This is a genomic window from Isoptericola sp. NPDC056618 (genome assembly GCF_042792715.1).
Lineage (GTDB): Bacteria > Actinomycetota > Actinomycetes > Actinomycetales > Cellulomonadaceae > Isoptericola > Isoptericola nanjingensis.
Genome location: NZ_JBHTVZ010000002.1, coordinates 262,466 through 288,892 on the forward strand (window position 1 = coordinate 262,466; position 26,427 = coordinate 288,892).

Below are 26,427 nucleotides of genomic sequence, written 5' to 3' on the forward strand. Positions count from 1 at the left end.
CACCCACCCCCGGCCCCCCCCCGCCCCGGTTGACCCGCGGGGGGGGCGCCCCCGCGCGCCGGGGGTGCGCGCGGTCCCGGGCCCCGCCCCGCGGCCCCCCCGCCCCGGGGCCGCGACGCGGTCGGAGAGCCTCAAGGCGTTGTTCCGCCGTCACCAGTGGGCGATCACGCTCTGCTTCTGGCTGACGGCCTTCGCGGGCCTGATGCTCGTGTACGGCGTGGGCCAGTGGCTGCCGAAGATCATGGGAGACCTCGGCTACGCGACCGGGGACGCGCTGATGTTCTCCAGCATGCTCAACCTGGGCGGCGTGGTCGGCATGCTCGTGGCCGGTCGGTTGGCCGACGCCTTCGGCCCGCGCCGCATCGTGGTGATCTGGTTCGCCCTCACGGCGGTGTTCGTCTTCCTGCTGGGCGTGCACATGCCGACCGGTGCGCTGTACGCGGTGCTGTTCCTGGCGGGCCTGCTCCTGTTCAGCGCCCAGACGATGGTCTACGCCACCGTGGGTATCCACCACACCGACGCCGACCGTGCCACCGCGCTGAGCTGGGTGTCCGGCATGGGCCGCTTCGGGGCGGTCTTTGGACCGATGGCCGGTGGCCTCCTGCTCGCCGCGGGGCGAGCCGACCTCGGCTTCGCGATGTTCGCGGCGGCCGCCGTCTTCGGCGTCGTGATGATGACGCTGGCCGGCGTCCTGATCCGCCGGCACCCCGAGGCGGGAGCCTGAGCCACGTCGGGGCGGCGCGCGGCCGCCCCGACGTCCGCCGCTATTGTTGACAATGCCCCTCGTCAGGGCGGCGGCGGGCAACAGCGGAGGGGACGGCATGGTGGACGACGCACAGGTGCGAGACGAGCTGCGAGCGGCGATCCTGCGGGGTGACTTCGCCCCGCGACAGCGGTTGGTCGAGGCCGACCTGTGCGAGCAGTTCGGAGCGCGCCGATTCGCCGTGCGCGCGGCGCTGCAGGACCTGGTGGCCGAGGGTCTGGTCGAGCGCCAGCCCAACCGCGGTGCCCGCATCCGCGAGATCAGCCTCTCCGAGGCCATCGAGATCAGCGAGATCCGCATGGTCGTCGAGGGCCTCGTCGCTGCGCGTGCGGCCGAGCAGGTGACCTCGGCTGACGCGAACCGGCTCACGTCGATCGGCAAGCGGATGCGCAAGGCCGTCGACGCCGGGGACGCGACCACATACAGCGACCTCAACGCGGAGTTGCACTCGACCCTGCGCGAGGTCGCGGCGCACGAGACCGCTAACCGGATCGTCGCGCAGCTGCACGCGCAGATGGTGCGCCACCAGTTCGCCCTGTCGCGGGTGCCGGGCCGCTCGTCCGTCTCGCTGGTCCAGCACGAGGCGATCGTGAAGGCCGTGGTCGAGCGGGACCCGGCCGCCGCCGAGGCCGCGATGCGGGCGCACATCGCCTCGGTGATGGACGCGCTGCGCGCGCTTGTCTGACGGAGACCGTTACCCAAAAGTTGTTGACACGATTGTCAACAATTTTGCTAGCATCACGCTGGACGCTGCTCGCCGACGAGTGGCACCTGTCTCGAGGAGGAGACGTGATGCAGGCACCGGCACGCACCCGTAGGACGCCGCGACGGCGTCGACCCATCCTGATCGCGACGCTCGCTGCCGCCGCCGTGTCGCTCGCGGCGTGCAGCTCGGGCGGCACGGGCACCGCGGAGGGCGGTGAGGACGACGGCTCGTCGGGCGGCACGACGGCCGTGACGGTCGGGGTCATCCCGATCGTCGACGTCGCCCCCATCTATCTGGGCGTGCAGGAGGGGATCTTCGACAAGCACGGCCTGGACGTGACTCTCGAGTCGGCCCAGGGCGGTGCCGCGATCGTTCCGGCGGTCGTGAGCGGCCAGTACCAGTTCGGGTTCAGCAACACGACGTCGTTGCTGCTCGCCGCGTCGAACGGCCTGGAGCTGCAGGCGGTCGCGGAGGGCGTCTCCAGCACGGGGGAGGAGGGTGCAGACTTCGGCGCCGTCGTGGCCCCCGCAGACAGCGGCATCGCCTCGGCGAAGGACCTCGAGGGCAAGACGGTCGCCGTCAACACGCTCAACAACATCAATACCACCACGGTGAACAAGGCGGTCGAGGCGGACGGCGGGGACCCGTCGACCATCACGTACACGGAGCTGGCTTTCCCGGACATCGTGGCCGCCGTGCAGAAGGGCGACGTCGACGCCGGGCAGGTGGTCGAGCCCTTCCTGACGCAGGCCGCCGGCCAGGGGCTCGAGCAGGTCGTCTCGAACTACGCCGTGACCGACCCGGACCTCACCGTCGCCATGTACTTCACCTCCAACGCTTTCGCGCAGCAGGACCCAGACACGGTGCAGGCGTTCACCGACGCCATGGCCGAGTCGTTGGCCTACGCGCAGGACAACCCCGACGCGGTGCGCGAGGTGCTCACGACCTACACCGAGATCGACGAGGCCACGCTGAAGGACCTGACGCTGCCCCGCTGGCCGGCGGAGATCGACACCGACTCCGTGCAGCTCCTGGCCGACCTCGCGGTCGCCGACGGCCTCATGCCGGAGGCGCCTGACCTGAGCACCCTGCTGCCGTGACGGCCGCCGTCACGGCGGCGAGGCGGGTCCGTCGGTCCGCCCGGGGCGGTGACGCCGCCCTGGGCGCCGCGGGCGCGCTCGCCGTTGTCGCGCTCCAGGAGGTGCTCACCCGCACCGGGGTGGTAGACGCCGACTACCTGCCGCCGTTCTCGGCGATCGTCGCCGAACTCGGGCGCCGGCTGGGCGAGCCGGCGTTCTGGCAGGCCGTGGTCGACACGGTGCAGGGATGGGCCGTGGGGCTACTGATCGCGACGACGCTCGGCGTGGTGCTCGGTGTGGTGATCGGCAGCCTGCCGCCGGTCCGGGAGCTCACGGCATCGACCGTCGAGTTCCTGCGCCCCATCCCGTCGGTCGCGCTGATCCCGCTCGTGGTGCTGCTGTTCGGCACGCGTCCCACGTCGTCGATCGTCCTGGTCGTCTACGCCGCCTTCTGGCAGGTGCTCGTCCAGGTGCTGCACGGCGTCGCCGACGTCGACCCGGTCGCGCGCGACACCGCCCGGTCCTACCGCTTCTCCGCCTGGCGCACGGCCCGCGCCGTGGTGTGGCCGACCACGCTGCCGTACGTCGTGACGGGCTTCCGGCTCGCGACGGCGGTGGCGCTCGTCCTGGAGATCACCGCGGAGCTGGTGATCGGTGTGCCCGGGCTGGGGCACTCGATCGGTGTGGCGCAAAGTTCCGGTGCCGTCGAGACGACCTACGCGCTCGTGATCGTCGTCGGACTGCTGGGTGTGGCGGTCAACCTCCTCGCCCGGGCCGTCGAGAAGAAGGCGCTCGCGTGGCACCCGTCCGTGCGGAGCGCGTCATGACGGCGCGTCGTGGCGTGCGCCGTGCCGTGCGTCGTGTCGTCGCGGCGCTCGCGCTCCCGCTGGTGCTGCTCGCGGCGTGGTGGATCGCGACCGACGGCAGTACCGACCTGTACTGGCCGGCGCTGCGGACCATCCTCGAGATCTTCCCGCAGACCTGGGACGCCGACCGCTGGGCGCACGACGTCGCGCCGAGCCTCGGGCGGCTCGCCGTCGGCTATCTCGCCGCGCTCGTCGTGGCCGTGGCCCTCGGCACCGCGATCGGCTCCTCCCGCCGTCTGCGCGCCGCCACCGAGCCCACGATGGAGTTCTTCCGGGCCCTGCCGCCGCCCGTGCTGGTGCCGGTGATCGCCCTCTTCGCGGGGTACACCAGCCCCACGTCGAAGATCATCACGATCGCGCTGGGCTGCCTCTGGCCGATCCTCCTCAACACGGTCGACGGCGTGCGAGGGCTCGAACCCGTCGTGCTGGACACCGCACGCAGCTACAGGCTCGGGCCCGTGCGCAGGCTCACCGCCGTCGTCCTGCCCGGCGCCGCGCCGCGCATCGTCACCGGTGCCCGCCAGGCCCTCTCGATCGGGGTCATCCTCATGGTGATCAGCGAACTCTTCGGCGCCACACGCGGCCTGGGTGCCGCCGTCGTGCAGTTCCAGCGCAGCTTCGCCATCCCCCAGATGTGGACCGGCATCATCCTCCTCGGCCTCGTCGGGGTCGGGCTGTCGGTGCTGTTCCACCTGGCCGAGTCCCGCGTCCTGGCCTGGTACCACGGCCAGCGCGCCGTCGAACGAGGAGCCTGACATGCCGCTCACCCGCACCCCCCGCGCCGCAGCGGCGCCCGCACCCGACGCCGCCGGTATCGACGCCCGGGACCCCGTCGCCCTCGACGTCCGCGGCCTGCGCAAGACCTACGAGAGCACGCAGCGGACGGTCGAGGCGATCCACGACCTGTCGTTCGGCATCCGCCGCGGCGAGCTGGTGTGCGTCGTCGGGCCCTCGGGCGCGGGCAAGACCACGCTGCTGCGCTGCATCGCCGGGCTGCTGGGCGCGACCGCCGGCCAGGTGCTCCTCGACGGCGAGCCTGTGACCGGCCCGCCCGCCGGCATGGCCGTCGTCTTCCAGGAGTACGGCCGCTCGCTGTTTCCTTGGCTCACCGTGGCGCAGAACGTGGAGCTGCCGCTCAAGGAGAAGAAGCTGTCGCGCGCTGCGCGGAAGCAGGCTGTGGCGGACGCGCTGGCGGCCGTCGGGCTCGCCGACAGCCACGCCTCACACCCCTGGCAGCTTTCGGGCGGCATGCAGCAGCGCGTCGCCATCGCCCGGGCGGTCGCGTACGAACCCACCGTGCTCCTCATGGACGAGCCGTTCGCCGCCGTCGATGCGCAGACCCGGGCGGAGCTCGAGGACCTGGTGCGCTCCCTGTGGGAGCGGCTCGGGGTGACGGTCGTGTTCGTCACCCACGACATCGACGAGGCCGTCTACCTGGGTGAGCGCGTGCTGGTGCTCTCTGCCCGGCCCACGGTGCTCGTCGAGGACGTGCTCATCGACCTGCCGCGCGAGCGCGACCAGCTCACCACTAGGTCCACCCGACGGTTCGGCGAGCTGCGCGGCCACGTCTACGCGCTCATCCAGCAGGCCAAGCAGGGACGGCGCCCCGCGCCGTCGGACGGAACGGAGGATGGTTCATGAGGAAGACCACGACCGCTCGCGCCGCTCTCGCGGCGCTCGCCGGCCTCGCGCTGCTCCTGCCCACCGCGGCGGCGGCCGATGCCGGAGGCAGGGGTGGCGGACACGGCGGCGGGCGACCGGCCGTGACCGCCGACGGGCTGCGCGACCTCGCGGCGCTGCCGCCCATGATGTCCTGCGACGACGCTCTCGGACTCGACCTGGGCGACGCCACGGACGCCTCTGTGACCGTTACCTCCGCGGAGGTCGTCGACGACGCGGTCGCGCCGTACTGCGAGGTCACGGGCACGGTCGCGCCCGCGGTGACGTTCGTCGTCCGGCTGCCCGTCGAGGGGTGGACGCAGCGCTACGTGCAGACCGGGTGCGGCGGCCTGTGCGGCAGCGCCCGGATCAGCTACGGCCAGGCCGACGGCTGTCCGGTCGTGGAGGACGGCACCGTCGCCAGCGCCACGACGGACATGGGCCACCAAGGACAGAACGACGGCTCGTGGGCCCTCGACGACCCGCAGGCCCAGATCGACTTCGCCTATCGGGGTGTGCACGTCACCGCCCAGGTGGCGAAGGCGGTGATCACGGCGTTCTACGGGCGGGCGCCCGCGTACTCGTACTTCACCGGCTGCTCGGACGGGGGGCGTGAGGCGCTCATGGAGGCGCAGCGCTACCCGGATGACTTCGACGGGATCGCCGCGGGCGCGCCGGCGAACAACATGGCCGTGCAGAACACCTACCACCATGCCTGGAACGTGCTCGCCAACCAGGACGACGCCGGCCGGTTCATCCTGCTCGCCGACCAGCTGCCGCTGGTGCACCAGGCGGTGCTCGACGCCTGCGACGGCCTCGACGGGGTGGTCGACGGCGTCCTCGACGACCCGCGCCGCTGCGACTTCGACCCGGCGACGCTCGTCTGCACCGACAGGCAGGTCGGCGAGACGTGCCTGTCCACCGAGGAGGCCGCCGTCGTGCGCCGCCTGCACGACGGCGCAGTCACCGACGACGGGAAGTGGCGGCTCGAGCCGGAGATCGCGCACGAGTGGGGCTCGGAGCTGGAATGGACGCTCTTCGTGCCCGCCACGGCGGACGGCCACTCCCAGAGCGAGGACTTCGCCCTCTCGTACCTTCGGTACCTGGCGTGGCCGGGCGCTCAGGACCCCGGCTTCACCCTGTCCGACCTGTCCTTCACCCGTGACGGCTTCTGGGACACGGTGCAGTCGTCGAGCTACATGTCGGCCCTCGACCCTGACCTGTCCGACTTCCGCCGCAGCGACGGCCGCCTCCTGCTCTGGCACGGCTGGAACGACCAGCACATCTCGCCGCAGTCCACCCTGGCGTACTGGGACGCGATGAACGGGTCGGTGGGGGAGCGCCGCGTGGACGCCTTCGCCCGTCTCTTCATGCTGCCCGGCGTCGCACACTGTGGCGGCGGCGACGGTCCGAACAGCACGGACGTGCTCACCCCGGTCATGGCCTGGGTGGAGAGCGGTACCGCCCCCGACCGGCTCACCGCCACGTCGTACGCCGACGACGGCGCGGTCGAACGCACGCGGCCCGTCTTCGCGTACCCGCAGGTCGCGCGGTACGACGGCACGGGCAGCACCGACCACGCGGAGAACTTCGTCGCGGTCACGCTCCGGAGGGAGCCCGGCCCGGGCTACCAGTGGCTCGGTCAGCGGCTGTACTCCGGCGGCTACCAGACCTGGGCCGGCGCCGACGGCGGCACGCTGTCCCTGTGGCCGCACCGCACCTGGCTGACCGCAAAGGACCCCACGCCGCGCACCTGAACTTCGCGGGTCAAGGGTGCTGCTGCGCCGAGGTTCGGCCGTTGCGCTGCCGGGCCTCGGCGCCGGCGATAAACGTGTCGATGCTCAGGTCGAGCTGCGTCTGGTCGTACGTGGTGACGGGGAGCTCAGCGATGCGCGCGAGCGTGGGCAGCTTGTCGGCATCCCGCTGCGCGAGTGCGTCACGCAGGATGGCTGTGCGGGGACTGGTGTTGCTGCGGGTCGCGAGGACGACGTCCCGCGCGTAGGCGAGACAGATGTTGGTGAGCGCCGACAGAGTGCGCATCGCCGTCTCGTCGTCGAACCCGGCGGCGACCATCGTCTGCAGGACGGCTTCGGTCGGTTCGAGCACCTTGGTCACGTAGGCATCGGTCAGCCGGATGCGCTCGGCGAGCACACCGGCGGCGATGGCGCTTTCGGTGAAGCCGCGCGCATAACTGCGGCAGGCGTCCTGCCAGCCGGCGTGAGCGGCGATCTCGACGGCGGAGAAGGTACTGGAGAAGGTGTCCAGGGCGACGAGGGCGAGCAGCGTGTCGCGGTCGCTGACGTGATGGTTGAGCGCCTTGCGGTCCACGCCGAGGTGATCGGCCAAGGCTTGCATCGTCAGGGCGTCGGGGTCGAGGGACCGAGCAGCGTCGACGATCTTCGGGAGGGTGAGCCCGGCGCGCACGCCAATGGCTCGCCGCGTCGCGCCGCGTACAGCGGTTCGTTCAGTGCTCATGTGTCGCCTTCGAGGGAGTTGACGAGGGGCAGGCGCCAGCATACGTTCACTCCACCAGCGAGTTCCCGGGCGGGAACTAAGGCTCTCGGACGAAGGAGTGAGCGTGAGCGTCGCAGCAGAACGGGACTACAGGATCGTGAGCAAGGAGCGGCTCGAGGGCAACGCCCAAAGATGGCGGCGATTCGGCGAGCCGACACCCGCCGGGGGATCGCTCAACGCGGGGGGCACACCCGACTACGGCCTCTTCGGACCGGAGTCGGTGGTGTGGGAAGTGCTGCTGCACCCGGCCACGATCGTGTTCCAGTACGCCTTCCAGGGCCTGATCCAGTCGACCTACCGTCCGGTCATCGCCGGCGTCCGGGACCACGACCCCCTGTCGCGCAAGACCCTCAAGGGCACGGTGACGTTCTTCGACCTTTTCGAACGCGGCCAGCGCAACTCTGGGATGCACGCGCCGATGTGGCTCGGAGACACGGAGTCGGCCCAGCGGATGTGGAAGCACCTGCACCAGATCCACAGCAAGGTCGCCGGGCCGACCATCGACATCGGCGAACCCGAGCTCGGCGGGTACGCGGCCGCCGGCGCGCGGGACGCGATGTGGGCGGCCCTGACCGAGATGCACTCGATGCTGTGGCTCTACGAGTCGTTCGCCTTCCGTGATGGCAAGCTGCCGCACCGGCTCTCCCCGGAGAAGCGCGACCGGTACTTCGCCGAGGTTGCTGCCTACTGCCGCCTGGTGGGAGCACCCGAGGAGGACATCCCGCACTCGAAGGCCGACATGGACGCGCTGTACGAGAAGTACGCGGACCTGTTCGGCACCCCGGAGACGATGGCGATCTGGCCCGACTCCGGCGAGAACTTCGCCAAGCAGATGTTCGGACTCTTCAAGAAGAACTTCCACCGCTCCCAGCTGCCGGCAGTCTTCTACGCCGGAGTCCTCGACCACGGCCTGTTCCGCCAGCTTGCCGCCGGCGCCTCATCAGGCAAGATGCGCGCATCGCTGGGCATGAGCCCGGGGCGTTCGCGACTCGCCGTCCTCGTCGCCAAGCTCGCCCTCCCGTTCGTCTGGATGATGCAGCGCGGTCCGTTCGAGCGCCACTACATGCGACTGATGTGGGGCCCCGACGGCGTCACGCTCATCGAGTCCGCCCGCGCCCTGCGCGAACGCGTCCGTGCTGAGGCCGTCTGAGATGCGAACGGCCGCGCCCGCAAACCCCGAGACGCCGATCAACACCATCGGTGACATCGTCAGCACCGCTCGCGATCGCTTCGTCACCGGCGCGACCCGCCCGCTATCGTGGCGCCGCGCACAGCTAGAGGCGCTGCGACGACTACTGCTCGAGAACGGCCCGGTGATCGAGGCCGCCCTGTGGCACGACCTGCGCAAGAACGCGACCGAGGCCCGGCTCGCGGAGACCGGGGTCGTGCTTGCCGAGATCCGCCACACGCTGCGCCACCTGCGGCGCTTCACCAGACCGCGACGTCAGCCGCTACCGCTGACCCTGCAGCCAGCCAGCGGGCGCCTCGTCCGCGAGCCGCTCGGCGTCGCGCTCGTCATCGCACCCTGGAACTACCCCGTGCAGCTCCTCCTCGCACCGCTCGTCGGCGCCCTCGCCGCAGGCAACGCCGTCGTCCTCAAGCCCAGCGAACTGACCCCCACCGTGTCCGCGGCCATGGCTGATCTCGTCCCGCGCTACCTGGACGCGGACGCCGTCCACGTCGTCCAGGGCGGGGTGGAAGTTTCTACCGAACTTCTGAGGCAGCGGTTCGACCACATCTTCTACACCGGCAACGGCACCGTCGCGAAGATCGTCGCCCACGCCGCAGCAGAGCACCTCACACCCGTCACCCTCGAGCTCGGCGGCAAATCCCCGGCCTGGTTCGACGACGACGCACACCTCGACCAGGTCGCCCGTCGCCTCGCCTGGGGCAAGTTCCTCAACGCAGGCCAGACCTGCGTCGCGCCGGACTACGTCCTCACCACCCCCGACCGGGTGGACGCGCTCACCGCGGCGCTGCAGCGCGCGATCACCGACATGTACGGGGCGGACCCTGCTGCCAGCGACGACTACGGCCGCATCGTCAACGACCGGCACTTCACCCGACTGACCGGCTATCTAGAGGGCGCGGACGTCGCCGTCGGCGGCGAGCATCACGCGGACGACCGGTACATCGCACCCACCGTCGTGCACGCGCCGGGCCCGCCACACACGACCGAGGAGCCCGCCTATCTGCGCGAGGAGATCTTCGGCCCGATCCTGCCCATTCTCCCCGTCGCGGGAGTCGACGCGGCGATCGACTACATCGCCGCGCGCGACAAGCCGCTCGCGCTCTACGTCTTCAGCGACTCGGCCGCGACGCGCGAGGCGTTCGTCGCCCACACCTCCTCCGGCGGCGTCGGCCTGGACGCGCCCATGCTCCAGGCCGGGATCGCCGAACTGCCCTTCGGCGGTGTCGGCGCCAGCGGAATGGGCGCGTACCACGGCCAGTACTCGGTTGACACATTCAGTCACCGCAAGACTGTCGTACGCAGGCCGCACCCCTTAGACACTCTGCGATTCGCACAGCCGCCATTCACTACCGCCAAGCGGCGTATCGCGGAGCGCTCCACCAGTTAGCAGGCTTCAAGACTCACCGACACTTGGAGTCGTAGCCCACCGCCGCAGCCGCTCGTCGACAAGTGAAGCGCCGCCTCAGAGCCGACAGCTTCTGACACGCCCGCGCTGCGCCCTCGACACGCCGTTCAAGAATCCAGGAAACCGACGGTTCGAAACGTCGGCGGGGTCTGCAACGTTCGCCGCATGGCGACCACTTTCGGTTACGCGCGAATCGTTGTCGACGCAGCGTGTGTCGCCAGTTCCGATCGCGCCTTCGGGGCAGATTCCCAGGGAACAGCAAGGGGCGATGGAGGCAATATCCGTAGCGTCGCGCCATGACGAACTACGAACCCACCACCACGGCCACCGTCCGTCGCCCCCGCCATCGGGTGACGGCCTCGATCCTCGGAGTGCTGTTGACGGGCAGCCTGGCCCTCTCCGGCTGCAGCGCGACGAGCAGTGACGACTCCACCGCCACCACCGGTGCGAGTCCGGCTGTCACGGACACCAGCGGTTCGGACAGCACGGGCAGCACCACCTCAGATGAGACATCGTCATCAGGAACGACCACGGCGACCATCTCGGACACCGCGGCCGCAGCTCAGGCCTTCCTCGAGACGCTGTCCGATGAGCAGCGTGAGCAGGTGCTGTACGACTACGACGACGAGACGAAGACGACCTCGTGGTCGAACTTCCCGGTCACGTTCGTCGAGCGGGCCGGGCTGAACCTCACCGACCTGACCGAGGAGCAGCAGGCCGCCGCCATGAAGGTGCTCGAGGCACTACTGAGCGACGAGGGCTACGAGACAGTCACCGGCATCATCGGCGGTGACGAATACCTGGCGCAGAACAGCAACTCGACCGAGGAATCACTCGGTCAGTACTACATCGCGTTCTTCGGCGACCCGTCCGACTCCAGCGCGTGGGAAGTGCAGTTCGGTGGGCACCACCTGGGTATCAACGCCACACTCGACGGGTCGAGCGACGAGGTCACGTTCGCGCCTACGCACCTGGGCTCCCAGCCCGCCGTCTACACCAACAAGGACGGCGAGGAGGTGCAGCCGCTAGCCGGGATGTACGACACCGCGTTCGCGTTCTACGACAGCCTGACGGACGAGCAGAAGGAGCAGCTCTACCAGGGCGAGGACGTCAGCAACCTGGTGTGCGCCCCGGGTGGCACGTGCGACTACCCGACCGGCACCGGGATCTCCGGCGCGGACCTGACCGACGAGCAGAATCTACTGCTGCTGGACGTCATCGCGAACTGGGTGGGCCTGTCCGATCAGGAGACCACCGACGCCGCGCTCGCCGAGATCGAGGCCACCCTCGACGAGACATACATCAACTGGTCCGGCGCCACGGAGTACGACATGACCTCCGGCGACGGCATCTACTTCCAGATCTCCGGCCCGGACGTCTACATCGAGTTCTCCAACCAGCAAGGCTCGGCCGGTGCCGACGTCAACGGCGTCGTCACCGCCGGGTGGGGCCACATCCACACCATCTACCGCGACCCGGAGAACGACTACGCCGGCAGCGTCACCCAGCAAGATGCCAGCGGCATGACCGGCGGCCCCGGCGGCGGGGGGACCCCGCCCGAAGGCGGCACAGCTCCCGCCGACGGCACAGCTCCCACCTCGGGACGGACGGACGCAAGCTAGATTCCCCGAGGTCCCAAGGGCGCGCGGTTCGTGCCCGACCATCCAACGGCCTCGGTGCGCTCGTCCATACCGGCCCAGCGGCCCGGGTCGATTTTGAACGCGCGCAACTGCTCGTGGAACGCGGTGCAATGACGGAGTCGGTGGGATGGGTCAGTAGGGCCCTCTCCCTGCGCCCGACAGACACCGTCGGGAACGGTATCTGTCGGCGTGGCCCGCTGCGGAGCCGACCAGCAATCACCTGGTCGTCGACGGGCCTGACCGCGCACGGCATCGAGCGGACGGGTCACGAGCGCGTCCGAGGTGGGTGGTCTGTCAGCCGCGCCGCAGGCACTGCTCGACAGCGCCGCGCTCGGTGGCGAGCCGGGCGGCGTCGGGCCGCTTGGTCCAGGCGCGCAGGTCTGTGACGACCGAGGGAGCCGACCGCAGGAGCACCAGCGCGGTGCCGAAGGGGAGCATGCGGATGGTCTCCGGCGGCATGACGGGCACGCGGCGCACGGATCGCTGGACGGAGCGCGACCCGTCGCCGACCGAGACGTTGTCGGTGACATCGTCGCGCTCGCCGATCAGGGCGGAGACGTCCTGGAGGTCCTTGGCGACGGACGCGCCGCCGAGGACGACCTTGACGATGGACGCGTCCCAGATTGCGCCGGCGTTGTGGTCGCCCCACTTCGCGCGCGCCTGGGACAACGACTGCAGCACGGGCATGGTCGTGATCCCGGTGCCGCCTCCCTCGGCCATGAGCACGGGCAGGGACGGTAAGGGCGACAGGTTGCCGATCTCGTCGAGAGCGAGCAGCAGCGGCGGGTCCAGGCGCGCACCTGCTGATGCGGCGGCCAGGGTTCGGGAGGTCTCGACGAGGTCCTCGATGAAGGCCGCGACCAGCGACCACGACGCCGACGCGCCTGCCCCGGTGGACAGCAGGTAGAGCGTGCCGTCGGAGCGCAGGAACTCGGCGGGGTCGAACGACTCGCCGTCGCGCGGGGTGACGGCGTCCAGGACCCGTGGGTCGGCCAGGCACGTCAGCGCGAGGGAGACGCCCATCCAGATCGAGTCCCGCGTGCGTGGGTCGGACCCGATCGTCGACTCCAGTGACTCGGCCCAGCCGGGCGCGGCGCGGGGGTTGGAGGACAGGATCGCGACGGCGTCGGCGGCGGCGGACGGCGACAGGGACCAGGCGAACAGGTCCCTGGGGGTGCACTGCCCGAGCGCGGCGGCGTGCAGCAGCGCCTGAAGGGCGGTGCGGGTCTTGCCCTCCCAGAACCCGCCGGACTCGACCCCGCCGGTGGACAGCCCGGTGGCGGAGCTGAACCCGGTGGCGCGAATCATCGCGGTCAACGGGTTCTCGCACCCCCGCACGGGCGACCAACGCAGCCCGGAGGGCAGGCCTTCCGCAAGGTGCTGCGGGTCGAACACAGCCACCGGGCCGCGCCGCTCCCGCGCCTTCATGGTGGCGGTGAGGTTGTCGGGCCGGGTCGAGGTCGTGATGACCGGGCCGGGGGCATCGAGGATCGAGTTGATGACCAGGTGCAGGCCCTTGCCCGAGCGGGGTGGGCCGAGCACGAGCACGGAGTCCTCGACCGACGCCCATACCTTCTTGCCTCTGGCGGTTCCGAGGAGGTAGCCGACGTCGGACGGTGCGGGCTTGGTCAGCGAGGGCCGCAGCGTGCCCGAGCGGGCGAGCAGAGCGCGGGTGGAGGCGGCATTGGCGACGTCGCGGCCCGTGGCAGTTCCCGCGAGCTGGTGCGGATCGCGGGGCGTCTTGGTCGTCTCGCGCCGGAACACGCGCCAGACGGCGAATGCTCCCGCACCGAGCACGGCCAACAGCGCACCGACCACCGCCCAGTACGGGACCGGGCTCAGACCGGGCGCGCCGAGCGCAGTCGCAGGGTCGGCGGGCGTGATCAGGACCTTGACCCCGGCGGCCAGGCCCGACGTCGGAGCCTCGACGTGGGACATCAGCGCGGCGAGGTGGCCTGCCACGCGCAGCACTGCAGCGAGCACGACGCCGGAGATCAGCAAGATCAGCCCCAGATTGGTCAGTTCGTCCCCGCCGTGGGAGGACGCCGACGCGCTCACGCCACGCCTGCCGCGAGAGCGTCGATGGCGGGGTCGTGCACGACCACGGTCCCCGAGGTGCGGCCGAGCAGCACGACGGCGGAAGGGAGCCGCTCGAGCAACGGGGCGGGTAGCGGCAGCGTCGCGCGGCCGTCGTCGTCGGCGTCGCGCGCGGCCACGACGACTGCGACGCACACCTGCTCTCCAGGCAGGAACCCTCGCCCGACGACCCCGAGCGGGAACTCGGCGTGTGACGTCGGCTCAGGGACCGATGTCGATGGCGCTGTCGGCTCCGGCCCGGTCGCGGGAGGGATGGGTTCGGCCTCGCAGATCTCCGTGTACATGCCGCCTTCGGGGTTGACCGCTATCACGTGCACGGCCTGGCCGAGGTCGAGCGCGACCAGCCGGCCGACGTCTCGCGGGTCACGGACGTTGATCGGGACCGGCGGCTCGGGCAGCTTGTACGGCTTGTCGGCCACCGTGACGTCGGGGGTCCAGTCCGGCCGGTAGGCGATGTGCACGCTGGGCAGGTCGGTCTGCGGGTCGTCGTGCTTCACCGTGTCACCGCCGTCGATCGAGAGGATGCCGCTCGTCGGGCGGACCTGGGAGCCTCGCGCGTGCGTGGAGGGTCGCCGCGGGCCGCTCCCAGGCCGGGCGGTTCGCCGTCACCGATCTGGCGAGTCTCGAGCCGGTCAAGGACCGCGACGGCGGCCTTGCGCGCACGTTCGGCCGTCGAGGTCACGACGTCGAACACCGACTTGTCCCGGACGGTGCTGGCCCAGCTCGTCACGTACGGCACAGAGAACGTGGAGGTGTCCATGCCGTGCGCGGCCCCGATCATCAGGGCAATGGTCTCGGCCTCTACCTCGATCACGCCCCGGTGCGCCTGGGCGTCGGCCGCGTCCGGGGCGTGGAGGCGCACGTGCCCGAGCTCGTGCGCGAGCGTCTTGACCCGTGCCGCGTCGTCCAGGTCGCCGCGCACGGTCACCGTTCTGGCGAGGAAGTCGGTCTGGCCGTTCGCCCCACCGATCCCGGCCGCCGTCGGTACAGAGAGCAGCGCGAAACCGTCATCGACCACTTGCGAGGCCAGCCCATCCCACAAGCCCGCCGGGGCCGCGCCCTCCAGGAGCTGCGGCATGGGCGGTTCGGGGATCGGGTCACCCTCGGTCTGGCTCACGTCCCACACGTAGGCGGGCTTGGTGCCCTTGAGGCGTGCGCGCACGACCTCTCCAGGCGCGGGCTGCTCACCGCGGGTGAGCAGCCGCCATGGCCCGACGGCGGGGTTGTCGGTTGCGTACCTCGCGGTCAACGGCGCGAGGATCACGTACCCCGACTGGCCCTTCGTGACCTGTCGGCCCAGCCGCTGCCACTGCCGATACCCCGCGACGTACGTCGGCTGAGGTGTGGGCACCCGGCCGGCCTCAAACGCCTCGGCATGCTGGACGGCGATCAGGACGCAGTTGTTGAACGACCGGGTGCGGAACCGCGCCGCGAACTCGATCGCCCGCCGGAACCCGCCGTCGGCCGCCATCGCCTCCACAGCGTCGGCGAGGCGTTCGTGCGCCTCGTCGATCTTGCGCTCGCGCGTCGCGGCGGCAGCTTCGACATCGGCGTTCCAGCGACCCATCTCGCACCTCCAGCGTTGGGACACTCGGTAGGTGTGCTGGTACCGCCGCTCACACCCCGGTGAGGCGGGCAGAGGTGTCGAACAGTTCGGCTTCGGCGGGGTGGAGCTGGTGCTGGACGACGAAGGAGCGTTCGCGGATGTGCCAGAGCCCTTGCCCGGTATCGAGGGTGGGCAGCAGGCCGCGTTCGGTGCGGGTGAGGCCGAGTGCGGCGGCGGTGGAGCCGAGCTGGTCAGACTCCTGGCGGTAGATGACGCGGGTCTCGGCGTTCGCGAGGAGTGAGGTGGCCAGCGCGCGCATGGCGGAGCCGGAGTCTCCGACGTTCTCGAGGTCGGACAGCTTGTGGAAGATGAGCATGTTCGCGATGCCGAACCAGCGTGCGAGGCGCCACTGGGCGTCCATGCGGCGCAGCAGCGCGGGGTGGGACATGAGCCGCCACGCCTCGTCGTAGACGACCCACCGCTGCCCACCCGACGGGTCGAGCAACGCGGACTCCATCCAAGCAGAAGCGCAGGTCATCAGCAGCGAGATCGCAGTGCTGTTCTCCGCGACGGCCGAGAGGTCGAGGGTGACCATCGGCAGGGTCGGGTCGAACCTGACCGTCGAAGGGCCGTCGAACATCCCGGCCAGGTCGCCCGCCACCAGGCGGCGCAGTGCGTGCCCGGGCAGGCGTCCATCTTCGGCGAGGCGGCCGTCGATGTCGTCGCGCCGGTCGGGGGCAAGGAGCCGGTCGACGACCATCGGGAGGACGGGCACGTCGGAGGTACGGACGACGTCGTTCAGGGCGACGTCGATCGCCGTGTGCTCCAGCGGGGACAGGTGCCGGTCCAGGACGGTCTCCGCGAGGGCCCCGAGCAGGTCGCGGCGACGGGCGGCGAGCTGCGCGGTCCAGGTGGCGTCGTCGATGTCGGTGCGGCGGTGGCCTTCGTCGAGCGGATTGAGCCGGGTGGGCTGGCCGTGACCCAGCGCGATGGCCTGCCCGCCGACGGCTTGGGCGACCGGTGTCCATTCGCCCTTCGGATCGCACGGCACGTACACGCGCCGTCCGAACGGGACGGACCGCGTGCACAGCGACTTGGCCAGGGACGACTTGCCCGACCCGACAATGCCGGCGACGACGACGTTGGGCGCGGTGATCAGCCCGCGCGCGTACAGCACCCACGGGTCGAAGACGAACGCGGACCCTGAGTACAGGTCCTGCCCGACGAACATGCCGTCGGCCCCGAGCCCGCCTTCGGCGAGGAACGGGTAGGCGCCGCACCAGGTGGCGGAGGTGTCCTGGTGTTTAGGCAGGAGGAACCTCCCGGGGGTTCGCAACGCCGCAGGTCCGGGTTCGCCGGCCTTCGGCAGGAGCACGGTGGCGCGACGTTCGGCCAACTCTGCCGCGCGGCGCGCTCGGGCTGCCGCGACGCGTGCGGCACGGTCGTCAGCGGCGATCCGGGCCGCGGCCAGGCGGCGAGCCTTGCGCAGGCGGCGGCGTTCGCCGGCCGGGGCGATCAGGACGGCGGTGTGCAGCCGCTCGCGGTTCACAAGGTCCGGCCGGGCTGCTGGCGGCGGGCGCGTTTGCCGCGCATGTCGACGACTCTGGCCCGCGGGCCCCGAGGCTCGCGTTCGACGCCGTCGGGTTCGGCCCCGCGCCAGGCGATCCGTCCGGAGTGCGACTGCGCCTCGTCGATCAGGCCCTCGGCCCTCTCGAGCAGCAGCGACGCCTTGCGCAGGGTCATCGCCGCGTCATAAGCGTGATTGCGGCCCTCGAACTGGTTGCCGTCGTCGGTGCGTGCAAGCTCGCGGTGATGCATGTGCGCGGAGGCGACGTTGACCAGCACGGACTGCAGACGGCGGGCGATCACGAGGACGTCGGCGGTCACCCAGTAGGTGTCGCCCGGGTCGTCGAACCAGCGCGTCGCGTGGACCAGGGCACGCAAGTGCTCGGCGGCGTCGTCAGCGGACGTCACGGGGCGGTCGTAGTCCGGGGCTGGCATGGCGGGCCTCCTCGCAGGCAGGTGCATCCGGCAGGTGCGCGACATACTCCACGATCGAAGACGGGCAGCGGGCCGCCCTATGGCAGAGCCAAGGCGGGTTGTCGCCAGAGCGCGACGAAGTTGAGGACGGCGTCAGGGGCGGATCCGGATCGGGAGCCGGTTGACGTCAGCGACGGGTGACGGCGTTCGCCCAGACCCAGGCGAAGCCTTCCCTGCCGTGGATCGAGATGTAGCGCACATGCACTTGCCGTTCGGTCCAGCCGATGGCGTCACCGTCGCACTCGTGGCTCCCGGACTGTCGCGCTTCGATCCAGACCTTCACGGGGATCGGGTCCGACGGCTCGATGATCCTCTGCCCGACGCGTTGCTCCCTGGGTGCGTCGTGCGCGAGGTCGCGCATGGGCACCATCTCGATACCGCGGTCGCTGAGGATCCGTCGGCCATCTCCAGTCAACACATCCTCCTGCGCTCGAACTAGTGTTCGAGAGGATCGTAGGGCGGGACGCTGGTCGCCGTCACGCGAGAGGGTGCTCGGAAAGGCTACGTGGGCCGGCACAGGGGCAGCGCTGCCGCCGCGAATGCCTGAGCCTGCTGGCCCCATAGGCGCCTGGTCTCGCAGGAGCCCTGGATCGCGGCCTGCTCGATGGCGGCCACGGCGCGCTCGAGTTCGTCCGGCGACGGCGCGCTGACGGAGATGAGGCCGACGGCGCGCAGGATGCCGTGGCCGGAGGTGAGGTCGGCCTCTTGTTGGAGGACGTCGGCGTACTCAGCGCTCTGGGCGGCGTCCTCGATCTGGCCGATGCGGGCGCGTTGGGCGGCATCGGAGATGTACTCGGTCTTCTTCCTGCGGATGTCGCGAGCGGCGACGTCGGCGCGCACAGGCGTGAACAGCAATGAGAACGTGCGCCGCACCCCGGACGCCAGGAGGACCGGGTGGAGGAAGTCGGGGTAGACCAGGGACCTGGGCCACTCGGAGATCCACAACACCGCGTGGTGGGCGGAGTCGGAGCGCAGGTGCCCCCAGGCCTCGGTGACCGACACGGGGCCGGCGGTGGCCAGCTCGCGGCCGAGGCCGCCGTGGCGTTCCAGGGCGGCGGCGCGGGTGGGGTCGTATGCCGAGCGCAGGACGAGCGCCAGCTCGCCAGGGTCGATGGGGTCGGACGGCGAGAGGTCGGCGGCGCGCAGCGCCGCGGTGAGAGTCTCGACCTCTTGCCGCAGCACGGCGACGGTCCCCGACATCCCGCCGCCTGCTACGCGGATCGCGCGGCCCGCGGCCGACAGGTCGAGGGCGACGGAGATCGTGGTCGCGTGACGTTCGCCGGTGGGACCGGCGCGGCGGATCAGGTCGGCGTAGATGGCCGAGACGAAGGAGCCGTCGACGCATCCGTGGCTGGTCCACCAGTCGCCGAGGCCCTTGCCGGAGTCGGGCAACGTGCGTTCGAGCACCTGCAGACACGCGACGCGACCGGACCGGCATGCAGTGGCCAGCACGCGGGACCAGCCCGTGGTTCGGCGGGTCTGGTCGGCGGGGTCGAGCAGGATGAACGCGGGATGGGAGACCTCGAGGACGGCGGTGAGGGTCCCGCCATGAGGGTCGTGGACGTAGACAGCGCCGGTGTCGGCGTCGACCCACTGACGCAGCCGGGCAGCGTCTCCGGGCAGGGCGAGGGTCCCGGCGGGGCGGGGCTTGCCGATACGGGCCCGGAACTCGAGCTGCCCGGTCGCGGCGCGGGCCTGCCAGCGGCTGGCGAGAGGCATCCATTCGACCAGGGGTCGACCGGCGACCTTCACCCACACCAGCGCCGCGCACACGACGACGACCGGGGCCGCGAACAGGACGGCGGCCTGCCCGAGGTAGAGCGTGGCGACGAACGTCGCCGCCGCGACGGCGACGACGGCGAGCTGCGGCGCCGACAGTCCGAGCAGCACGCCGCGTTTGGCCAGGCGGGAGAACTTCACCGGCTCAAGGCCGGCCTCGTCTCGGTGAGCAGTCATGAGCCTTCGCCCCGCGCCCTCTCGTCCTGTTGCGCGGCATATCCCGCGACGAACCGGCCGGTCGCCGCGCCGGCCTTGGCGGCTTCGCCGGTGACGGCGGCAGCACCCGCGGCCACGCCGCCTGTTGCTGCACCCGCACCCGCCGTCGCGCCTCCACCAGCCGCGCCCGCGCTCGAGCCGGTCGTCGCGCCGCCACCCGAGGCAACAGCTCCCGCGCCGGCCGGTGCAGGCTTTCCACCTCGAGGGGGCGACGCGGGCGAACCGCCAGGGTTCCCGCCCCCGGGCGGGGTCGGCGCGTTCTCGTTGCGGACGCTGGGTGCGGGCTGTTCGTCGTCGAGCACCTTCGACGGCGCCCGTCGCGGCGGGGCGCGGTGAGGTGTGGGCATCGGCCGGTCAAGAGCGTGCTTGGTCTCCTGCTCGGCACCCGTGGCCTGGTGCGTGTCGATGCCCATGAAGCCGATGAACCTGTAGGTCAGGTAGGGCGCGAACCCAGCGACCATCATCAGCACGACGCCTGCCATCGGGTCGGCGAAGGACTGCAGGTCGGCGGAGATGGGAGCGGAGACCTGGGTGGTGGCGAGCAGGAAGATCACGACGACCACGAGCTTGGACGCAATCAGCGCGAGGACGAACGCGCCCCAGCGGGCCGCCCAGCCGCGTGCGGCGTCCCACGTGGCGCCAGCGAACGCGATCGGTGCGAGCACGACCGCGACCAGCAGCAGGGACTTACGCACGAGCAGCGAGATCCACACGACGAACGCCGCCGCGACCGTCAGCCCCGCCAGGGCGATGACGACGAGGATCGGCATCACGGGTCCACCCGCGCCCGACAGCGCGAGACCCGCGGTCAGCGAGGAGACTCGCCCGCCCATCTCCTCGACGGTCGTGCCCGCGGCGGCGACGAGGCCCAGGCACAGCCGGTCGGTGATCTCCAGGGCCGCGGCCAGCAGGCCGAGGGCGATGAACGAGCCGATGATGCCCTTGCCGAGCCCGACCACGGCGCGGGACAGCGCCGCCGGTTCGCGGCGGACGACAGCGCCGATGAGCTGGACGAGGAAGAAGATCAGCATCACGAAGACCGCGATGCCGAAGACGATGTTGTAGATCGCGGTGAACTGGCCGCTGGTGATGTCGACGAACGTCGTGGTCTCGAACGCCGACCACATGATGTCGACGGTCCAGCCGGCGGCGGCGACCGCGGCGTCGGCGAGCCAACGGAACGGGGCGATGACCGCCGTCGCCACGCCCTCGCCGACGGTGTCACAGACCGCGTTCAGGACCGGCAGGTCACAGGCGCCCATGTCAGACCGCCTGACCGACGTCCCAGAAGAAGTTGATGAGCGTGACCGCGCCGCCGCACAGGATCGCGGTGCCGAGCGCGACGAGCACGCCGGTCTTCCCGCGGCCGGCCAGGTGCGGGTTGGAGGAGTTGGCGCCCATCGCCCACACGATCGCCGCGACGATCAGGGCGAGGACCGCGAGGATCAGGCCGACGGTCATGACGGCGCCGACGATCGTGCGCAGCTGTGCGATCCCGGGCAGCCCGTCGCTGTTCGGGGCGATGTCGATCTGGGCTGCGACCTGGGCAACGAAGACGCCGACGCCGTTGATGTCCATGACTGGTCTCCGCATCCATGGGTGGGGGCGGGGCGGGCCTAGATGCCAGCCCCGACGTCGAGGAGGAAGTTCGCCCAGGCGAGCCCGGCGCCGGCCAGCGCCGCGGCGCCGAGTGCCACCCACGCGCCGGTGCGGGCGCGCATCGCGGTGTGCCAGTGGCCGCTGGAGGCGGTGAGCGCCCACGTGACCGCGCAGACCACCAGGGCTCCGACGGCGACGACGAGCGTGACAGTGAGCAGCGCGCCGATGATCCGGGTCAGCTCGCCCGAGGCGGTCACGGCACCGAAGTCCGGCCCGATGGCGGCAGTGACGGCGCCGGTGACGGCGATCGCGACGGCGGTCATGACGTCACCGCCGGGCACCGGGCCGGTGCGGGGGCAGCTACCGCGACGTCCCCCGACTTCTCGGTGGTGGCTAGCCACGTGCCGGGGTCGACGGCGGCACTGGCCGCGCCGCCGGGCCGGATCTCGAAGTGCAGGTGCGGGCCGGTGGAGTTGCCGGTCGACCCCACGTCGCCGATGTGCTGCCCGGCGGTGACGAGGTCGCCCGCGCGGACGTGGATGCCGCCATCGCGCAGGTGCCCGTAGACCGACGCCACGACGCGCCCGTCGACCCGGTGCTCCAACACGACGTGGTTGCCCAGCCCTCCGCTGCTCCCGGCGTACGCGACCTGTCCGGCCGCCGTCGCGAGCACCGCGGTGTCGGCCGGGGCGGCGAGGTCGACGCCGGCGTGCAGCCGACGGACTCCGAGCACTGGGTTGCGGCGCATCCCGTACCCGCTGGTGCGTGTCCAGGTCCCGACCGGAAGCGGAAACACCGTGGTCGTCACAGAGGGGAGGGCGTCGCCGGGGGCGGGGGAAGTCGTCCCCGGCGAAGGCGCGGCTTGCCCGGAGGTGAGCGCGGCGAGGATCTGCCGGGCGGCCGGCTCCCAGACGGCGTACCGGGCGGGGTAGGCGGACACCTCCACGGCCTGCGCCGCGGCGCCCTTGGGCAGCGATGCCCAGCCGGGGATGTCGAGCAGGCCGCGCGGGGAGCCGCCGTTGGGCCCAGATGGCCCGCCGAAGAACGCCCTCGCCTGATACTCGGGGTCCATCAGGTCGGCGACAGTGCCCCACCCGGCCGCTGGGCGCATCTGGAAGATCCCGAGCGAGTCGTGATCGGAGCCGTCCGCGTCGTGCGGGAACGACGCCGACTCGGGGTAGGCGGCCGTGTTCGCGTACATCAGCAGGCGGGACTCGGTCAGGGCCGCCATGAGCGCGACCATCAGGCCCTCGCGGCCGACCCCGTCGATCCCGGAGCCGACAGAGATGATCGTCGCCGCGTGCGCGAGCTGGGCCCGGCCAAGGCGCACGGACGTGCCCTCGGCCGTCGTGACGTCGAGATGGTCGGGAACCTGCCCGACGACGAGGCCCGGTGCGAGGCAGGACGCCGTCGCGCCGGGGGCGACGGTCAGCGCGACCAGCGGCACCGCGCTCAGGGGTGCGACTACCACGGCGGCCGCGGCACCGGCGAGGATCAGTCGCTTCATCACCGGCTCCTCACCGCAGCGGCTCATCGAGGCGGGACAGGCGCAGCAGGTAGCACCGCGGGAAAGCCGGCTCGCAGGCGACGACGGCGGTGAACGCGACGTCGAACGCATCGCTGGCCGGACTCGACTCCCAGACGCCGGCCCGGTGCCTGACCCCGGTGACGGTCAGCGCCGTCATTCCAGGAGCCACGTCGTCGCCCGCGCCCGCGACGGCGTCGGCCCACTGGTCCGGGACGACGACGTCGGCGATGGCGATCCACTGCCGGGTCTCGTAGTCGGCGAGGAAGTCCCAGGCCTGCTTGCTGGGCAGGTAGCCGTCGAGGTCCGCGACCAGGCCGGGGGAGTCGACGCCGCTCGGGTCGGCCACGGCCAGCAGGCGGCCCTTGTGGTCGGCGAGCGTGTATGGGCCTGTCGTGTCCCACTCGAACAGGGCGTGCGCGACTTCGGTCACGAAGATGACCTCGTCCGTCGTTGTCGCGATCGGTGCAAGCTCGCTCGACGTCGGCGCGGGCGAGGGTGGGACGTCGGCCGAGGCCGTCGAACCTGGCCGGGTCGTGGTGTCCGTGGGCAACGCGGCGGGGGAGTCGTGGCGTGCGAGGAGCATGTAGACGGCGAACGCGACTGCCGCGATCACCAGCACGACGCCGAGCACCGTGCGCACGCGATGCAGCGGCCGGGCGGCGGACCACGAGACGGGACGCATCGCCGGCCTCCTCACGCCGCGCCCGCGCGGGCAGCACGGACGAGGTCGACGAAGCGAGTGGACTCGGCGACGGTCCGCTCGAGCATCTCCCAGTCGGCCTCGGAGAGCTTGGCCGCGACCTCGGCCGCGTCGTAGTGCTGGGTCCAGCCGTCCAGGTCCGTCCACGACATCACCAGCGCTGTGACCGACCGCTTCACCGGCGCCTGCGGGACGCGGTGCGAGGACAGCAGCTCTACGCGCCGCTTGCGTTCCTCCTTGGCCCTAGCAAACGCCTTCGCGCTCAGCTGGGCGATCTCCTCCGGCGTCGGCTCATCCTCGAGGTCGGCCTCGTTGCCCGGCTCCGAAACGATTGCGCGGAGCTCGACCGCTTCCATCACCGCCCGGTACGCGGGGTCGACCGGGCCGCCGTCGTTGATCTTGTCCAGTTCGGCCTCGGCGAGACGGCGGACCTCCAGCGGGTAGGACTCGTCGTCGATGACGTCCTGGATGTGGCCGATCTGCTCCATCCGCTGGAAGGAACCGGATCCGGTCACCATCACGGCGGCGCGGAAGCGGGTGCGCGAGGAGTCGCTACGCGGTGGTGAGGAGTCCTCACCACCGTTCTCTTCCCCGACGTCGCCGTTCCCGCCGAAGCGAGAGGCCTTCTGCCGACGGCGTGCGTCTTCGGCCAGGACCGTCTTCAGCTCTCGGTAGAGCCTGGCGGCCTCGGTCGGGGCGAGGGGCTTGTGCAGCGCGTTCTCGTCCTGTTGGGCGAGCAGCCCGGACAAGGGGTCGGAGATCCCGGCCCGCACCCAGACCTTCACGCTCGTCCAGCCGAGCCGGGTGATCGCCTCCAGGCGCCGCCGCCCGCACACGAGCACACCGTCCGGAGTGACGGTGATCGGCTGGAGTAGGCCGACCCGCTCGATCGACGCCATGAGCGCCGTCAGGTCACCGAGCTCGACGCGGTGGCGGATCCCGACGGTGATCGAGGAGACCAGGCGCTCTGCGCCGAGGTAGTCCTTCGCCTCAGGCATGCCGCACCTCCAGGCACAGCGGCGCGGACCTCGCCAGGGCACGCGTCACGCGCGTGTCGCAGCAGATCTCCTCGCGCGACTGGCCGACGACCAGCCGCCACAGCAGCCCCCGGCCGAGGTCCGTCGCGGCAAGGTCCGGGTTTGGCGCCCCGAGCACTACGGTGAGTACCCGCGTCCACTGCTCCTGGCTCAGGTCCAGGTGCGCCCACCCCTCCCGGTGGCGGCGCAGGTACTCGAACGCGCGGCGCCGCTGCCCGGCCTCGACGAGGCGCGAACAGATCAGCTCCAGTGCGCCCCACGCGACGTCGGCCGGCCAGCCGCAGAACGAGAACACCCTCACCGCGTCGGCCAGTGCCGAGGCCGTCGGCACGAACCGCGCCGAGACCGGCTCGACGCCGATGGTGGTCTCGAGGGAGTCCTCGACGTGGGCGCCGCAGGCCGTGAGCTCGCGTTCGACCGAGACGTGTTCGGCAAACCGCTTCGCGTCGAACAGCGGCTCATGCATCAGGTGCCGAGCCTGCTCGACCCCGCACAACAGGCCGTTCGCCCGGTGCTCGGCCTGCAACGTGCGCTGCACCGCCTGGGTCACCACGCCCCACGGGTCCCGCGCCCAGCGCGTCGCCGGCGCGGTGAGCGCCTCGTAGGCGGTCGTGGCAGCGTCCTCGCCCGTCTGCCCGTACTTGCGTGCCAGGCCCCGGTACCGCTCGGCGCAGTGGCTCAGCAGTTCCTGGGCTTCCGGCCCGTCCCACCCCGCCGGGCAGCGGTGCAGCTCGATCAGCATCCGTCGCAGACCGGCCGCGCACGTGAACCGCGGGGTGCTCATCGGTCCAGTCCCTTCGCCCGCTGAGTCGCCCGACGGGCCCGCACCCGCCGCGAGGCCGCATGCGCAACGACGGCTGGCGCGAGGACGACGGGCCGGGTCGCCCTCGACTGCGCCGCCAGGCTCCGCTCGACGACCTTGCCGAGCGCCGGAGCGACCACGACCATCGGCAGCTCGGACGGCCGCACCCACGGCACCTCCGGCCTCGACTCGGCCTCGCCGCCACCGCCGTCGGGGACCCCGGTGGGTGCCTCGTCGCTGGCGATCGGCCGATGGTCTTGAGACCACTTCGTGGGCGGGGAAGGTGGGTGACGCTCGTCGTCGTGCTGCATGTGGTCGTCGTCGGGGTTCATCGGGTCACCGCCTCGGTCGACCGTGACGGGGCACGTGAGTGGCCGCGTCGACGGGCAGCCGGTTCACGCGGACCAGTGCGGCGAAATGCCGAGCGGATCGTCGCGGCCGTCTCCTGGGCGCCGAGCCCGGCACGCTCGGCCGCATCGCCGAGCAGCCCGAGCACCGAGACGCGGTCGAAACCGTCCTCGACCATCCGGCACGCCGCCCAGAACAGCCCCCCGTTGCGGCCGCCCTCCGGGCGCGAGGCCACCCACTCGGCCAGGTGCTGCGGCGAGGCGTTCACTACGGGCGCGGCGCCGCCCGGCGCGGGTTCGCGGCGCGGCGGCGACAGCAGGTCCCGCAGCGCGGCAGCGTCCACCGGCGCGGGGGAGCGGTGAGCGACGACGATCACCTCGTACTCGCGCACGACGCCGTCCGCCGTTCGGACCCGGGACGGCGGGACGACGACATACCCGCCGTCGCCGCGGAAGTCGACGTGCGCCGTCGCGAGAGTCCACGACCGCTGCTCGGGCTCGTGCGGGAAGTAGGCGTGGACGCCGCCCGACGGTGTGCGTACCACCCACGCCCACGACCCCACGAGGCCCGCCTGTCGGGCGCGCTCGAACCCGGCGAACCCGCTGCCGCCGTCGTGCGCGTCGATGTCGACGACATCCACCCCGGACGCGGCGCCGGTCGGCAGGCCGATGTTCGCCTCCGGCCAGCGGCGCCACCACGCGGTCACCTGCCGCAGGTCGCGCGAGGCATCGTGGAAGCCACGCCGCGTCAGCGGCGCCTTCCCCGCCAGCCGGCAAGGGAACACTGCAGCACCCGCCCGTGCGTAGGCGAGCGCTGCCTGCCCGAGAGACGGCGTGGACGACGCCGCGATGAGTGTCGCCTGCGTCGAGCCCACGGGAGCGGTAGAGCGTTCCATGCGCGCCACGCTGCGC

At 71.5% G+C, this 26,427-nt stretch carries 26 protein-coding genes; 10 read left to right on the top strand and 16 right to left on the bottom strand.

Annotated features, from left to right (window positions below):
• Positions 1-139 precede the first annotated feature (139 nt).
• From ACFQ8T_RS04280 to ACFQ8T_RS04310, 7 genes are all read left to right on the top strand, one after another.
• The gene (locus ACFQ8T_RS04280) at positions 140-724 is read left to right on the top strand and encodes an MFS transporter (RefSeq protein ID WP_430545313.1); all 585 of its coding nucleotides are present in this window, start codon (positions 140-142) and stop codon (positions 722-724) included.
• Between the two features lie 97 nt (positions 725-821).
• Positions 822-1,448 carry a GntR family transcriptional regulator gene (locus tag ACFQ8T_RS04285; RefSeq protein WP_430545314.1) on the top strand — a complete coding sequence of 209 codons (627 nt, stop codon included), beginning with the start codon at positions 822-824 and terminating at the stop codon, positions 1,446-1,448.
• Between the two features lie 107 nt (positions 1,449-1,555).
• On the top strand, positions 1,556-2,569 hold the full coding sequence (locus ACFQ8T_RS04290; RefSeq protein ID WP_430545607.1) for an ABC transporter substrate-binding protein: 1,014 nt from the start codon (positions 1,556-1,558) through the stop codon (positions 2,567-2,569).
• The gene (locus ACFQ8T_RS04295) at positions 2,566-3,375 is read left to right on the top strand and encodes an ABC transporter permease (protein ID WP_430545315.1); all 810 of its coding nucleotides are present in this window, start codon (positions 2,566-2,568) and stop codon (positions 3,373-3,375) included. The genes ACFQ8T_RS04290 and ACFQ8T_RS04295 overlap by 4 nt, the downstream gene beginning before the upstream one ends.
• Positions 3,345-4,169, top strand: coding sequence for an ABC transporter permease (locus ACFQ8T_RS04300; protein ID WP_430545316.1), 825 nt, complete (start codon positions 3,345-3,347; stop codon positions 4,167-4,169). Before ACFQ8T_RS04295 ends, ACFQ8T_RS04300 begins: the two co-directional genes overlap by 31 nt.
• Before the next feature lies 1 nt (position 4,170).
• Positions 4,171-5,055, top strand: a complete 885-nt coding sequence (locus tag ACFQ8T_RS04305) for an ABC transporter ATP-binding protein (protein ID WP_430545317.1) — start codon at positions 4,171-4,173, stop codon at positions 5,053-5,055.
• Positions 5,052-6,830 carry a tannase/feruloyl esterase family alpha/beta hydrolase gene (locus ACFQ8T_RS04310; protein ID WP_430545318.1) on the top strand — a complete coding sequence of 593 codons (1,779 nt, stop codon included), beginning with the start codon at positions 5,052-5,054 and terminating at the stop codon, positions 6,828-6,830. The genes ACFQ8T_RS04305 and ACFQ8T_RS04310 overlap by 4 nt, the downstream gene beginning before the upstream one ends.
• Positions 6,831-6,840: 10 nt before the next feature.
• Here the strand turns inward: ACFQ8T_RS04310 and ACFQ8T_RS04315 are convergent, their stop codons facing one another.
• Complete coding sequence (locus ACFQ8T_RS04315) at positions 6,841-7,548, bottom strand: TetR/AcrR family transcriptional regulator C-terminal domain-containing protein (protein ID WP_430545319.1); 708 nt, start codon at positions 7,546-7,548, stop codon at positions 6,841-6,843.
• A 103-nt stretch (positions 7,549-7,651) separates the two neighbouring features.
• On the opposite strand from ACFQ8T_RS04315, the gene ACFQ8T_RS04320 reads away from it, so the two are divergent.
• From ACFQ8T_RS04320 to ACFQ8T_RS04330, 3 genes are all read left to right on the top strand, one after another.
• Positions 7,652-8,737, top strand: coding sequence for an oxygenase MpaB family protein (locus ACFQ8T_RS04320; protein WP_430545320.1), 1,086 nt, complete (start codon positions 7,652-7,654; stop codon positions 8,735-8,737).
• A 1-nt stretch (position 8,738) separates the two neighbouring features.
• The gene (locus ACFQ8T_RS04325) at positions 8,739-10,166 is read left to right on the top strand and encodes an aldehyde dehydrogenase family protein (RefSeq protein WP_430545321.1); all 1,428 of its coding nucleotides are present in this window, start codon (positions 8,739-8,741) and stop codon (positions 10,164-10,166) included.
• Positions 10,167-10,480: 314 nt separating this feature from the next.
• Entirely contained in the window at positions 10,481-11,806 is a 1,326-nt protein-coding gene (locus tag ACFQ8T_RS04330; protein WP_430545322.1) for a DUF3500 domain-containing protein, read from the top strand.
• Between the two features lie 312 nt (positions 11,807-12,118).
• Here ACFQ8T_RS04330 and ACFQ8T_RS04335 read toward each other — a convergent pair whose 3' ends face one another.
• From ACFQ8T_RS04335 to ACFQ8T_RS04405, 15 genes are all read right to left on the bottom strand, one after another.
• The gene (locus ACFQ8T_RS04335; protein WP_430545323.1) at positions 12,119-13,882 is read right to left on the bottom strand and encodes a TraM recognition domain-containing protein; all 1,764 of its coding nucleotides are present in this window, start codon (positions 13,880-13,882) and stop codon (positions 12,119-12,121) included.
• Entirely contained in the window at positions 13,879-14,418 is a 540-nt protein-coding gene (locus ACFQ8T_RS04340; protein WP_430545324.1) for a hypothetical protein, read from the bottom strand. Before ACFQ8T_RS04340 ends, ACFQ8T_RS04335 begins: the two co-directional genes overlap by 4 nt.
• Positions 14,415-15,488: an ArdC-like ssDNA-binding domain-containing protein gene (locus ACFQ8T_RS04345; protein ID WP_430545325.1), complete on the bottom strand. Its 1,074-nt coding sequence runs from the start codon at positions 15,486-15,488 to the stop codon at positions 14,415-14,417. The genes ACFQ8T_RS04340 and ACFQ8T_RS04345 overlap by 4 nt, the downstream gene beginning before the upstream one ends.
• A 49-nt stretch (positions 15,489-15,537) precedes the next feature.
• A complete protein-coding gene (locus ACFQ8T_RS04350; RefSeq protein ID WP_430545326.1) occupies positions 15,538-17,016 on the bottom strand; it encodes an ATP-binding protein in 1,479 nt (492 codons plus the stop codon).
• Positions 17,013-17,468 carry a hypothetical protein gene (locus tag ACFQ8T_RS04355; RefSeq protein ID WP_430545327.1) on the bottom strand — a complete coding sequence of 152 codons (456 nt, stop codon included), beginning with the start codon at positions 17,466-17,468 and terminating at the stop codon, positions 17,013-17,015. The genes ACFQ8T_RS04350 and ACFQ8T_RS04355 overlap by 4 nt, the downstream gene beginning before the upstream one ends.
• A 166-nt stretch (positions 17,469-17,634) precedes the next feature.
• On the bottom strand, positions 17,635-17,868 hold the full coding sequence (locus ACFQ8T_RS04360; protein WP_430545328.1) for a hypothetical protein: 234 nt from the start codon (positions 17,866-17,868) through the stop codon (positions 17,635-17,637).
• A 140-nt stretch (positions 17,869-18,008) separates the two neighbouring features.
• The gene (locus tag ACFQ8T_RS04365) at positions 18,009-19,463 is read right to left on the bottom strand and encodes an SCO6880 family protein (RefSeq protein ID WP_430545329.1); all 1,455 of its coding nucleotides are present in this window, start codon (positions 19,461-19,463) and stop codon (positions 18,009-18,011) included.
• On the bottom strand, positions 19,460-20,764 hold the full coding sequence (locus ACFQ8T_RS04370; RefSeq protein ID WP_430545330.1) for a conjugal transfer protein TrbL: 1,305 nt from the start codon (positions 20,762-20,764) through the stop codon (positions 19,460-19,462). Before ACFQ8T_RS04370 ends, ACFQ8T_RS04365 begins: the two co-directional genes overlap by 4 nt.
• Position 20,765: 1 nt before the next feature.
• Positions 20,766-21,080, bottom strand: a complete 315-nt coding sequence (locus ACFQ8T_RS04375) for a DUF6112 family protein (RefSeq protein ID WP_430545331.1) — start codon at positions 21,078-21,080, stop codon at positions 20,766-20,768.
• Positions 21,081-21,118: 38 nt separating this feature from the next.
• Positions 21,119-21,424, bottom strand: a complete 306-nt coding sequence (locus ACFQ8T_RS04380; RefSeq protein ID WP_430545332.1) for a DUF6112 family protein — start codon at positions 21,422-21,424, stop codon at positions 21,119-21,121.
• Positions 21,421-22,608 (bottom strand): M23 family metallopeptidase, encoded by a 1,188-nt coding sequence (locus tag ACFQ8T_RS04385; protein WP_430545333.1) that lies wholly within the window; start codon positions 22,606-22,608, stop codon positions 21,421-21,423. The genes ACFQ8T_RS04380 and ACFQ8T_RS04385 overlap by 4 nt, the downstream gene beginning before the upstream one ends.
• 10 nt (positions 22,609-22,618) lie before the next feature.
• Positions 22,619-23,311: a hypothetical protein gene (locus ACFQ8T_RS04390; protein WP_430545334.1), complete on the bottom strand. Its 693-nt coding sequence runs from the start codon at positions 23,309-23,311 to the stop codon at positions 22,619-22,621.
• A gap of 11 nt (positions 23,312-23,322) precedes the next feature.
• Entirely contained in the window at positions 23,323-24,327 is a 1,005-nt protein-coding gene (locus tag ACFQ8T_RS04395; RefSeq protein WP_430545335.1) for a ParB N-terminal domain-containing protein, read from the bottom strand.
• Entirely contained in the window at positions 24,320-25,150 is an 831-nt protein-coding gene (locus ACFQ8T_RS04400) for a hypothetical protein (RefSeq protein ID WP_430545336.1), read from the bottom strand. Before ACFQ8T_RS04400 ends, ACFQ8T_RS04395 begins: the two co-directional genes overlap by 8 nt.
• Positions 25,151-25,496: 346 nt before the next feature.
• Positions 25,497-26,411 (bottom strand): bifunctional DNA primase/polymerase, encoded by a 915-nt coding sequence (locus ACFQ8T_RS04405; protein ID WP_430545337.1) that lies wholly within the window; start codon positions 26,409-26,411, stop codon positions 25,497-25,499.
• Between the last annotated feature and the right edge of the window lie 16 nt (positions 26,412-26,427).